Origin of the sequence: Maribacter sp. ACAM166 (assembly GCF_005771495.1) — a bacterium.
In the GTDB taxonomy this organism is placed as follows: Bacteria; Bacteroidota; Bacteroidia; order Flavobacteriales; family Flavobacteriaceae; genus Maribacter.
Genome location: NZ_VAUW01000001.1, coordinates 144,143 through 157,248, shown reverse-complemented (window position 1 = coordinate 157,248; position 13,106 = coordinate 144,143). Strand labels below are relative to the sequence as shown.

The 13,106-nt window shown below is 35.6% G+C and carries 8 protein-coding genes; 2 read left to right on the top strand and 6 right to left on the bottom strand.

What is annotated here, in order from left to right:
* Window position 1 precedes the first annotated feature (1 nt).
* From ES765_RS00615 to ES765_RS00590, 6 genes are all read right to left on the bottom strand, one after another.
* Window positions 2-1,276 carry an NAD(P)/FAD-dependent oxidoreductase gene (locus tag ES765_RS00615; RefSeq protein WP_138110589.1) on the bottom strand — a complete coding sequence of 425 codons (1,275 nt, stop codon included), beginning with the start codon at window positions 1,274-1,276 and terminating at the stop codon, window positions 2-4.
* Complete coding sequence (locus tag ES765_RS00610) at window positions 1,276-1,965, bottom strand: glycerophosphodiester phosphodiesterase (protein WP_249356165.1); 690 nt, start codon at window positions 1,963-1,965, stop codon at window positions 1,276-1,278. The genes ES765_RS00615 and ES765_RS00610 overlap by 1 nt, the downstream gene beginning before the upstream one ends.
* A 63-nt stretch (window positions 1,966-2,028) precedes the next feature.
* Window positions 2,029-3,801: an alpha-amylase family glycosyl hydrolase gene (locus tag ES765_RS00605; RefSeq protein WP_138110587.1), complete on the bottom strand. Its 1,773-nt coding sequence runs from the start codon at window positions 3,799-3,801 to the stop codon at window positions 2,029-2,031.
* Between the two features lie 48 nt (window positions 3,802-3,849).
* On the bottom strand, window positions 3,850-6,153 hold the full coding sequence (locus tag ES765_RS00600) for a glycoside hydrolase family 65 protein (protein WP_138110586.1): 2,304 nt from the start codon (window positions 6,151-6,153) through the stop codon (window positions 3,850-3,852).
* 56 nt (window positions 6,154-6,209) lie between these two features.
* Window positions 6,210-6,878 carry a beta-phosphoglucomutase gene (pgmB, locus tag ES765_RS00595; protein ID WP_138110585.1) on the bottom strand — a complete coding sequence of 223 codons (669 nt, stop codon included), beginning with the start codon at window positions 6,876-6,878 and terminating at the stop codon, window positions 6,210-6,212.
* A gap of 13 nt (window positions 6,879-6,891) precedes the next feature.
* Window positions 6,892-7,914 (bottom strand): LacI family DNA-binding transcriptional regulator, encoded by a 1,023-nt coding sequence (locus tag ES765_RS00590; protein WP_138110584.1) that lies wholly within the window; start codon window positions 7,912-7,914, stop codon window positions 6,892-6,894.
* 363 nt (window positions 7,915-8,277) lie between these two features.
* Between ES765_RS00590 and ES765_RS00585 the strand changes: the two genes are divergently transcribed.
* On the top strand, window positions 8,278-11,409 hold the full coding sequence (locus tag ES765_RS00585; RefSeq protein WP_138110583.1) for a SusC/RagA family TonB-linked outer membrane protein: 3,132 nt from the start codon (window positions 8,278-8,280) through the stop codon (window positions 11,407-11,409).
* A gap of 19 nt (window positions 11,410-11,428) precedes the next feature.
* Window positions 11,429-13,057, top strand: a complete 1,629-nt coding sequence (locus tag ES765_RS00580) for a RagB/SusD family nutrient uptake outer membrane protein (protein WP_138110582.1) — start codon at window positions 11,429-11,431, stop codon at window positions 13,055-13,057.
* The last annotated feature ends 49 nt before the right edge of the window (window positions 13,058-13,106 follow it).

The following is a 13,106-nucleotide window of genomic DNA, read 5'->3' as shown; positions in this document are numbered from 1 at the left end:
CTTAATTTGATTTTAAGTCTTCTACGACACCTTTTGCGGCAAGATAACCTCCTGTCCAGGCATTTTGAAAATTAAAACCACCGGTTATGGCATCTACATTTATAATTTCTCCTGCAAAATATAGGCTAGGTAGAAGTTTACTTTGAAATGTTTTAAAGTTAATTTCCTTTAGATGTACACCCCCAGCGGTAACAAACTCTTCTTTAAAAGTACTTTTACCGTTCACTTGAAAAACACCAGCTGTTAGTTGCTGAGCCAGTAATATTAGCTGTTGTTTAGAAATTTCTGGCCACGTAGTTTCATCTGGTATTTTTGAAGCTCGAACTAAATTAACCCAAAGTCGCTTAGGGATATCCAAAACCTTGGTTCGTAGAATGGTTTTCTTTTCATCTTGTTTCACTTTCAAAAACAATTCTAAAAGTCCGTTTTGATGATATTCTGGCACCCAATTTACCTGAATTTTAAACTGGTAATTATAGTGCTCCAAAACACGAGCTCCCCATGCCGATAGTTTTAAAATAGCTGGCCCACTCATACCCCAATGTGTAATAAGCAATGGCCCTTCAGAAGCAAGTACAGATGAATCGAACTTTATCTTTGTTGCTTTTTGACCATACTTTTTCTTAGGCAGCACTACAACCTCTGCCTGTGTTGATACGCCTGGGATACCTGTAATTCGTTCATCTTTAATATTAAATGTAAATAAGGAAGGAACTGGTGGAACTATGGTATGGCCTAATTCTTCAATAAGTTTCCATATTTTTGGATTACTGCCCGTAGCTACTATCAATTTTTTGGTGACTAAAAAATCATCTCCTACCTTAACTCTCCAAAGTATGTCACCATCCTCTTCAATTTGCTCTAAACCGCTTACAGAACAACGTTGTTTAATTTGGATTCCTAATCGTTCTACCTCAGACATGAAACAGTCTATAATGGTTTGTGAAGAATTACTAACAGGAAACATTCTACCATCTTCCTCAATTTTCAATGCAACACCTCGATCCTCAAAAAAACCTACTGTATCTCCACTTGCGTATTGGTGAAACGGACCCAAAAGTTCTTTCTCACCTCTTGGATAATTACTACTAAGTTCGCTAGGATTAAATTCTGCATGGGTAACATTACATCGCCCGCCACCTGAAACCCTTACTTTGGTAAGTACCTCCTTACCACGTTCTAAAATGGCAATCTTAGCATTAGGTCGAGCTTCTGCAACATGAATTGCAGCATAAAAGCCTGCGGCACCACCACCGATTACTAGAACATCATACATTAGTTGACTCGTTCTGGAAAATTGGTAATGATTCCATCAACACCAATTTTTTTCATAGCTTCAATATCTGTAGGGTCATTTACCGTCCATGTATAAATTTTAAATCCGGCATCACGTATTTCGTTCGCAACTTCTAAATTCAATTCTTCAAAATATGGGTTTATGGCAACTGCATTCAATTCTTTAGCAATAGGTATTGCATCAACTGGATTTTTTCCAGTTAAAACAGCTATAGCGACATCGGGATTTTTTTTTCTCATTTCCTTTAGCTCATCCCAATTAAAACTTGAAATTATAAAATTTTCTGGTGACCAATTCTTCTGCTTTATATAATAATCCATTATAAAATTGACCTTATCAGCAGTACCTGCACCTTTTAACTCTATGTTTAACGCAACTTTGTTATCGATAAGTTTTAATACATCTTGAAGCATTGGTATTTGATGTCCGCCATCAACAATCAATTTTTTCAAATCAAGAATATTATACTCTTCAATATTTCCTGGAGCATTGGTAAGTCTATCAACCGTATCATCATGAAAAACTACGATTTCCCCACTTTTAATCTTAAAAACATCTATTTCAATCATGTCTACCCCCAAATCAATCGCTTTTTGAATGGAAGGCAAGGTGTTCTCTGTTTCATGCCCCATAGCGCCTCGATGACCAATTACCAAAGGTTTTTTCATAGTACAGGAAATTAACGAAATACAAATTAGTAAGAGTGTGAAAATTTTATTTAACATGAGTGATTATTTTAATTCAAAAATAAAGGATTCCAATGGATTTAAGTTTATTGAAATATGACCCTCTCCATTTTCGATTCTCAATGAATTAGAATCCCCATAAAGAACATCAATTAAATTATAAGATTTCTCTTTTAAATGCCATTCGTTCATTAGATCTACAGGCAACTTAAGATCAAACGAAAAATGCTCGTTGACATCAAAATTCGAGACTATTATCAATTTTTGATTCGCAGACCAACGCACATATGACAACACTCTATGAGTATAATTTTCGGTAAGTTCTTTATTATAAAAATGAATTTCACGATAAGCACCCATCAACCCTTCACTCCCAATTGTGAAATTCAAAAGTCGCTTATAAAAATCACGTAAATCAGCTTCATCTGAAGATAATTGGCCTCCATCAAATTTCTTGTTATTCACCCATCTTTGATGGTTCGGAACACCGATATAATCAAAAATAGAAGTTCTTGAAGAACTTCCAAAACCGGCATGTTCAGCTGCAGGCTCGCCAACTTCCTGACCAAAATATAGCATCGTTGGCGAAGTGCTTATAGTAGCCGACACTACCATTGCAGGCTTACCAATATCTGGACTACCTACAAATTCTGGACTAGCAATACGTTGTTCGTCATGATTCTCCAAAAAATGGAGCATATGGTGCTCAATATCTTTTAACCCATTTTGTACCACAGGAAGATGATCCGACCAACCATACCCTTTCATAATATGTTTTAACCCATCATAAAAATCAACCTTATCATATAAATAATCCATTTTGCCCTTATGGATATAGGTTCTATATAGGTCTGGATTGTATACCTCGGCCATGATAAAGGCATCTGGATTTTTCATTTTTATGGAAGAATTCATAAAACTCCAAAATTCAACCGGAACCATTTCGGCCATATCATAGCGAAAACCATCAACACCCATATTCAACCAGTATAGTGCAATGTCTCTAAATTTCCTCCAAGAACTAGGAACAATTTTCTTTTTCCAATAGTCAAAATGTTCTTTGTAATCACGTTCACCAAAATCATTGGGAAGCATATCAAAATCCAACTTACCGTCTGGGCTTACCCCATAATTAATTCTAACCGTCTCATACCAGTCATTCATATCTGGCTGCGGACTTCGAGAACCATTACCCGTCCATTTTGCGGGCACCTCAACCAATTTAGAATCAGGTAAATTTGGAGTATTACCACCTAAAGGGGTATAACCATTTCTCCATTCTGGAGTATGGAATTCAGAACCTGGTATGTAATAAAAATTATTATCCTTTTGATATTCGACAGAGGTATCATCACCAAACCCAAAATCAGTTACTACTTTTGGGTTGGTTTTACCTTGATAAGACCGTGCTACATGGTTAGGCACTATATCAATGATAACTTTCATATCCAACGCATGAGTACGCTTGATTAATGCTTTGAACTCTTGAAGTCTTTTAGCTGGGTCAATTGCCAAATCTGGATTTACATTGTAATAATCCTTTACTGCGTACGGAGAGCCAGCTCTACCTTTCACCACATCAGGATCATCATTAGAAATGCCAAATTCTGTATAATCTTGTATTACCGCATGATGGGGAACACCGGTATACCATATATGGGTAACACCTAAGCCCTTAATTTCGGTAAGCGCCTTTTTGGTGAAATCAGCAAACTTACCAACTCCATTTTCTTCAACTGTACCCCACGGCTTATTATTGGTATTGGTGTTTCCAAAAAGTCTGGTAAACACATGATAAATAACAATTTTCCTATTCATTGGCACAATTTCATATTCTTAAAACTAATCTAAATTTACGTGATACTACTAAACCGTAATGATCTCATCGGGGTAGAGTTCTACCTTTTTACCATTCACTCTAATCGATACTTCTTTAGAGCCAGATAATTCAAAAGTTACTGCTTTAGCAGTCACGTTCACTTTGATGATACGATTACGAAAATTAACCTTAAAAGAATATTCTTTCCACTGGTCAGGGATCTGCGGTTTGAATGATAATTTATCATCTATCACCCGCATACCACCAAAACCTTCTACAATACTCATCCAAGTACCTGCCATTGAAGTTATATGCAAGCCTTCTTCAACTTCTTTATTATAGTCTTCCAAGTCTAACCTAGATGTTCTTAAATAGAAATTATAAGCCTGTTCCATTCTACCAAGTTTGGCTGCTTGAATACAATGAACACATGGTGATAGAGATGATTCATGCACTGTAAACGGCTCATAAAAATCAAAGTGCTTCTCAAGATCTTCAAAAGAAAAATCTTCCTCGAAAAAGTAAAAGCCCTGTAAAATATCTGCCTGCTTTATGTAAGGAGATCTTAGAATTCTATCCCAACTCCATTTTTGGTTTATAGGTCTATCAGTCTTTGGCAACGCACTAACCTTCACCAAATCTTTGTCCAAAAACCCATCTTGCTGTAAAAACACACCGTATTTTTTTGAGTAAGGAAAGTACATATTGTCTGCAACCTTTTTCCATGCTTCACACTCCCTATCGGTAAGTTTAGTCTTGCCGATAATTCTATGATAATCATCTGGGTAACCATTCTTAACCTTATCTAACTGGGTCAACGCATAATTAATGCACCATTTAGCCAAGTAATTCGTGTACCAATTGTTATGTACATTATTCTCATATTCATTTGGGCCAGTAACACCCAACATCACATATTTTTCTTTATCCTCAGAGAAATTAACACGTTGATGCCAGAACCGAGCAATTGCTATAAGTACCTCCAATCCCATTTCTGGTATGTAGCTATAATCACCTGTATAGCGATAATAATTATGTATTGCGAAGGCAATAGCGCCATTTCTATGAATTTCCTCAAATGTAATTTCCCACTCGTTGTGGCATTCTTCACCATTCATCGTAACCATGGGGTACAATGCAGCACCATTTGAAAAGCCTAGTTTTTTTGCATTGGCAATTGCTTTTTCTAAATGATTATACCTATACTTCAATAACTTTCTAGCTATCTTATCGTCTTTTGTAGCCATGTAAAATGGAATACAGTAGGCTTCCGTATCCCAATAGGTGCTACCTCCATACTTTTCACCAGTAAACCCTTTAGGGCCAATATTCAATCTTGAATCTGTGCCTAAATACGTTTGGTTGAGTTGAAATATATTGAATCGAATACCTTGCTGGGCCTTTACATCGCCCTCTATCACAATATCGCTCATTTCCCAGATTGAAGCCCAAGCTTCTTTCTGTTTCTTCAGTAGACCGTCAAAGCCTAAAGAAAGCGCGCTATCCAATGCCGTATTGGCAACAGCTATAAGTTGATCACTAGGGTGATTTCTTGAAACGGTGTATCCACCGAACTTAGTTAAGGTGACAGATTCATCTACTTTTACCTTTTGTTTAAATTTTAATGACACAAAATCATCTTCCTGTACACCATTCTCAGCTGAGATTAGTTTTCCATTATAACTTAAAGAAGCCTGCATAAACGTACAGGTCTGAAAATTGGTCTTCATGGTATGCGCTTCAATAAAAGCACGGTTTTCAGACACAGAAGCACTTGTAGTGTTCCAGAATTTATCGTCCCAATTACTGTCTTCATTTGTTATTCCACTGTCCAAATAGGGTTCGAAAACAATGTCTGCATCTGTCTTAAGAACTTTTATAACATATGAAATCGCACCAACCTCGTCAATATCTAAACTTAGAAAACGTTTGACCGTAACTGCTATTTCCAAATTATTTGAAGTAACCGCCTCAAAACTTCTAGTGTAACACCCCTCTTTCATGTTCAGTTCCCTTTTGAAATGTGAAACTTTTCTACATGTTGCCAAATCAAACTCTACTTCATTAATATAGATTTTGATTCCGATCCAATTAGGCGCGTTCAATACCTTTGCAAAATATTCAGGATACCCATTTTTCCACCAACCAACACGGGTTTTATCTGGATAATACACACCGGCGATATAACTACCTTGAAAAGTTTCACCAGTATAGGTTTCTTCAAAATTGGCTCTCTGACCCATTGCCCCATTTCCTAAACTAAAAATGCTTTCAGATGATTTTACATTTTCCTTGTCGAAATCTTCCTCAATGATGCACCACTTATCTGCTTTTATATAATTCTGATTCATTAATTTACAATTGAATTGTCATCAAAAATAATTGAACTTTAAATAAATTGTCTAGTTTATTTCTTTCGATTTTTACTTAAAAGTGATTCCAAAAAACTATCACTTATTTCGGTGAAATCTTTAAAATTATAGGAAGCTTCATCAAGTATATTAGAATCACCAATACCTATACTAGTCATTTTTGCGCTATTTGCCGCCTGTATACCCGCAACGGCATCTTCAAAAACGATACATGAACTCGCATTGACACCTAAATTATTAGCCGCAATCAAAAATACCTCGGGATCAGGTTTTGCTTTTGTCACACTATTGCCATCTACAATACTATCAAAATAGGATACTAAATTCACTTTCTCTAAAATTGGCCTAGCATTCTTACTTGCTGAACCTAATGCGATTGGGATGTTTTTTTTCTTTAAATATTCAAGCACTCTTGGTACATCGGGTAGTATTTCTTTGGCATCCATCTTTTCTATGTAAGCCAAATAATCTACATTCTTATCTATCATCCAAGTATCAAATTGCTCTTGTGTAGCTTTAATTTTACCAATATCCAATAGAATTTCTAAGCATCTTTTTCTGCTTACTCCTTTAAAGAGTTCGTTCTGCTCTTTTGAAAATTCAAACCCCAATTCATTGGCTAGTTTCCTCCAAGCCAAATAATGGTATTTAGCCGTATCTACGATTACGCCATCTAAATCAAAAATAAATCCCACTTTTTTCATAATCACAAAAGTATTAATTGATTGATGAACCTCGCTTAATTAATGTGGCATTTATTACTTCTGTTTTAAAAGGTTCTTCAACTTCATCTACCCACTCCATACGATCAATCAATAATTTAGCTGCTCGCTCACCCATTAATTCACCATGTTGAGCTACCGTAGTAATTCTAGGTACAGAAAATCTTGACAATATGCCATCAGTAAAACCGATTATCGAAATATCGTTAGGCACATTAAAACCTAGTTCCTGTATAATACTCATACATTGAATGGCAAATATCTCATTTACGCATAAAACAGCATCAACTTTATTATGTTGAAAAAATTCTGTTATAAGGCTATCGTTTTCCATATCATGAGGAAGCGTCAGAATCAAATTCTCTTCAATTTTTATATTATGAGCCTCTAAAGCATCTAAATATCCATAACGCCTACTTTCACTTACATTAAAATATTTCTCCGTGGTAACTAATGCAATATTTTTTGATCCAGCACTAATAAAATGCTCAACAGCTTCGCGCGCTATTTCGTTGTGATTCAATACAACCTTATCACATTCAATTTCTGAAGTTACACGGTCAAAAAGAACAATAGGAATACCTTGATCCAATAATTCTTTCAAGTGAGTGTATTCATTTTTTAATTGGGTTTCTGCACTTAAGGAAAGAATAAAACCATCTATACTGCCATTAGCCAACATCTCCATGTTAATAACTTCCTTCTCAATAGATTCATCTGAAATACAAACGATAATATTATAGCCCTTTTTATTTGCATATTTTTCAATTCCCCTAAAAACGGTGGTAAAAAAATGATGAACTATATCTGGAATGATAACACCAATATTTTTAGTTCTCTTATTTTTTAGACTGAGCGCTATATTATTAGGGCGATAATTATAGAATTTTGCGAAAGCTTTTATCTTATCTTTTGTATCCTTACTTATCTCAGCACTATTTTTTAGCGCCTTAGATACGGTTGAAATTGAAACATCCAACTCTTTAGCAATGTCTTTTAATGTAATTTTTGGTTTCAAAAAATAGGTTTTATCAGATTACATCTCACTTGACGTTAATCTAATAATATTTTTATATAAAGCACCTATACAAAAGCAAAATATGTAATTATGCTTTGAATATCATAATTATTATGAATTAGAAAATGAGTGAAATTTCATATATTTAAAAAATTATCATATATTAATATATTCATATATTAGCACCATAATTTTTGTCAATCACAGCAAAGCCAAATAATATTTTTATGATTTTGACAATAAAAAAGTTGTCAACACGAAAACGTTTTCGCAAATAAACTTCAAGAAACAGATTCAAAAAGCTACAAATTTTACATATTTTTAACAATTGAAATTATTTAACTCAACTTAAATCAATAATTTATGAAGATTACACTACTTAAAAGTCTGTTAGTGCTAGGGGCATTTCTTTCCTTCGGTATTTCTCAGGCGCAAGAAGTATCTGGTACTGTTTCAGATGCAGGTGGTCCGCTACCTGGTGCAAGTGTCTTAGAAAAAGGCACCACCAACGGGACACAGACAGATTTTGATGGCAATTACAGTTTAACCGTAAATGACGGCGCTACAATAATAGTCAGTTATATCGGATACAAAAGTCAAGAAGTATCTGTAGATAGCAGAACTTCAATTAATTTCACATTAGAAGAAGATGCAGAAGCTTTAGAAGAGGTAGTAATCATAGGTTATGGTACAACAACTATAAAAGATGCAACTGGATCGGTAGCTGCAGTAACCTCTGAAGATTTTAATGGCGGTGCAATATCCTCACCTGAGCAACTTATTCAAGGTAAGACCGCTGGTGTGAATATACAGCAAACAACTGGTGAGCCAGGTGCTGGTATTCAAATCAATATTAGGGGAGCTAACTCTGTAAGAGCCAATAATAACCCTTTATTCGTTGTAGATGGTGTTCCTCTTTTTGGAGAAAGCACAGAAGCATCAGGTTCTAATGCCGGTGGTACTGGAAGTGGTCAAACTGGCAACCCTTTAAATTTCTTAAATCCTAATGATATAGAGAGTATGAGTATCTTAAAAGATGCATCGGCTACAGCTATTTATGGATCTAGAGGTGCTAACGGTGTAGTTATCATAACTACAAAAACTGGTAAAGCTGCCCAAAAAGGAATTTGGGATTTTTCTACTAGTTTAAGCGTTGCGACACCAGTAAGACAATTTGACTTATTGAACCGAGAGGAATTCTTATCTGCTTTACCACAATATGGTGGCGATGCAGCTGCAAATGATTTTGGCTCAAATACAGATTGGCAAGAAGTACTTTTTAGATCTTCAGCATCTACTAATAATAATTTATCGTATTCTAATAACTACGGTTCAGGAAACGTTCGTGCAACTTTTGGGTATCAAAAGCAATTTGGTACTATAGAGAAATCTGAATTCGAAAGAATAACAGGTAGAATTAATCTAAACCAACGGTTTTTGGAGGACAAACTTTTATTAACCTTTCAAACGTCAATTTCTAGGGTAAATAAATCACAACCACCATTAAATTCAACGGCAGGTGTTGAAGGCGATATTTTAGGTGCTGCATATTCTGCAAATCCAACATGGCCTAACAGTACTGGTTTTCAACCAGATGGTAGTATTTCAAGAAACCCAATCAACCTTTTGGTTGAATCTCAGAATATAAGTAAAACAGACAGGTTGCTTTTAAATGGGTCTGCTGAATACAAATTTACTCCAGAACTTTCTGCAAAAGTCAATGTAGGTCTCGATAAATCTGAAAGTGGGAACGTTTCTGTTTTGAGTGCAAAAAACATTAACTATCCTGGTATTTCTGATAATGGGTTTGGAACATATTACACATTAGATAGAGACAACAAAACCTTGGAAACCACTATTAATTACGCAAAAGAATTTGAAAATTCAAACTTCGATGTTATTGTTGGTTATGCTTTCCAAGATTTTAGAACTCGTGGTCGTAATGCAGTTGCTCGTGGTTTTTCTACCACAGATTTGAATGCAATGGGTAATGATTTGGTCAATACAGTTAATGGGGCGGAAAACTCTATCGATGGATCGTTTCAACAATATTATTATGCTGCTAACACTACCAATTTAGTTATTAATAGATTATTCCCGAGTTCAACTACAGACAATCTACCTTATTCATTTGATAGAAACGTAACTGCACTTACTGCTGATACTTATGACAATACAGATGAGTTACAGTCACTTTTTGGAAGGGTTAACTATAGCTTAAATAGCAAGTATTTATTTACAGCGACTATGAGAGCTGATGGTTCTTCTCGATTTGGTCCAGAAAATCAATATGGTTATTTCCCTTCTGGTGCATTTGCTTGGCAAATTGGAGAAGAAGATTTCATCGGTGAAAATGTTTCAACACTTAAATTAAGATTAAGTGCCGGTATTACCGGTAACCAAGCTGGTTTAGGTTATGGCAACTTTGTAGCGAGACAACGTTTTGGAGGATTGGGTATTAACAATAGTAATGAAATACAAGCGAATGGACTTGCCATTGTTGCTACCGATAATCCTTCTTTAAAATGGGAGAGTACATTGGATTTCAACGTAGGATTGGATTTTGGATTTAATAATGATCGTTTAAACGGTAGTGTTGATGTATATCGTAGAGACACCAAAGATCTTTTATTAAAAACACCTCCAGCTTTTCCTGCAACTACGCCGTTTCAATTTGGTAACGTAGATGCCAATGTTATCAATCAAGGTATTGAATTTGCTTTAGGTTACGACTTCATACAACAAGAAGATGTTAATTTCTCAGCAAACTTTAATATCTCTTACAATGATAATGAAATTCAAAACTTTGCTGGTGCAATTAATTCAGGCCCAATTAACGGCCCTGGTTTAACAGGTGCATTTGCACAACGTTTTGAATCTGGATATTCCTTATTCTCATATTACATGGCGCAATTCGAAGGTTTTGACAGTACTGGAAACCCTATTTACACTGATATAGATGGAAATGGAGTAGGCGATCCAGATGTTGATAAGACATTTGTTGGTGAAGATGCTTTACCTGATATTACTTCAGGATTATCTTTGAACCTAAAAGTTAAAAATTGGGATGTTGCCACTTATTTAACAGGTCAATTTGGCTTTTCAGTTTACAATAACACGGCTAACTCATTCTTTAATGCTGGTCAAATTGGTACTGCTAGAAATGTTACTAATAATGTATTAAGTCTTGGTGAAGATCCAGGGGCATCGACTGCAGTTTCTACTAGATTTTTAGAGAAAGGAGATTTCATAAGACTACAAAATGTATCGGTTGGTTACAACGTGCCACTTTCAGGAGAAGGAACACTTAGAAACTTACGACTTTCATTAACTGGTCAAAATTTATTTTTAATAACTGATTACAGCGGTATAGACCCTGAAGTAACTGTTAATACAGGTAATTTAAATTCAGCAGAATTACCAACTAGAGGAATTGACTTTATGACATTCCCTAACCCCTTAACAGTAACATTTGGCATCAACGCCTCATTTTAATTAAAAAAATTGTAAAATCATGAATAGAAATCAAATTAAAATTTATCTATCAAGTTTCCTTTTGGCTTGGGGGTTTGTGTCCTGTACCGATTTGGAAATTGAAGAAACAGACTCTTTTATAACCGATGGTTTTCAAGGACTAGAAAATCCAACCTCTGCACTTGAGGCCTTGTACGGTGATGTTAGAGGTCAATTATCTGATCAAGCTAACACTTATGCCCTTGCGGAAGTAACAACTGATGCCCAAATCATCCCAACAAGAGGAGCTGACTGGGGTGATAATGGTCGTTGGAGAAAATTGCACCAACACGAATGGGGACTAGAAGATTCTGATGTAATCACCCCATTTGAGCAATGGAACAAGAATCAATTATCGGCTTCGCAGATATTAGATGATAGAAGTAATTCTCCTGAAGATGTAAAGCTAGAAGCTCGTTTTCTTAGGGCATATGCCATGTGGTGGATTTTAGATCTTTATGGACAAGTACCTTTTAGAGATACTACCGCGCCATCTACAGACCTACCTGTAATATATTCAGGAGCAGAAGCTGTACAATTTATTATCGCAGATTTAGATCTATGTATTTCTGGTTTACCTACTCGCGCTGCAAATTCAGGTGATGAATTAAAAAGACCAGGAAAAGCGGCTGCACGTTTTTTGAAGGCGAAGATTTTATTGAACAAACATGTTTATGAAAATCAATTAACTGGCGGCGGCGGTTCTCCTGCAGCTGCAGACATGGCACAAGTAATTTCATTGGTAGACCTAATAGCTGCTGACGGCCATGATTTACAAGCAGGCTATTTTGATATTTTCAAAAGTACCGCAGATAGTGAAACAATTTGGTTTACGGAATCTAACGTTCAAAACGTAATATATGCACCAATGCACCTTAACCAATATGGACTTGCCGGTGGTGGTGGTTGGAATGGTTTCAGTACACTTGCCGAATATTATGACCTATTTGAAGGTGATGCGAATAGTAATCGTGTTGAAACTGACCTAACTGCTTTAGATGATCAAGAAGAAAGAAGAGGAGGAGTTCCTTCTGAAGGAATAGCTTTTAGCTCAAGGCCAGGTACTATTGACGCTGAAGGTTATGAGTTTGGATCAAACATTGGTTTTGGTTTCTTAATAAATCAACAATACGATTTAGATGGTACAAAATTAGCTGATAGACAAGGTAATGACCTTGTATTCGGTAGAGATTTTGTAGACGGAACAGGTGCTAAAAATTTAATCAATAACAGCGAAAGAACGGGTATACGTATATTAAAGTACAACCCACGTTTTGGAGAAAACACCCTTCACAAAATTCAATTTCGTTATGCAGATGCTTATTTAATGAAAGCTGAAGCAATGTTCCGTAGCTCAGGAGACCCAACAAATATGGTTAACACCTTACGTGTATTAAGAGATGCAACACCTCTTGGAACAGTAACCGAAAGTGATTTACTTGACGAAAGAGGAAGAGAAATGTACACTGAAGGATATAGAAGAAATGATTTAATTCGTTTTGGACAATATTTAAGAGGTTGGGAATTTAAAGGCGATACAGAAATTGGTAACAGTAAGAGATTACTTTTCCCAATACCTTTACCACAACTTTTAGCTAACCCTAGTTTGGTTCAGAACCCTGGGTATTAAGATTTATATTAAATACTACAGTATTTAAAAGAATCCCTTAACTTTAAGG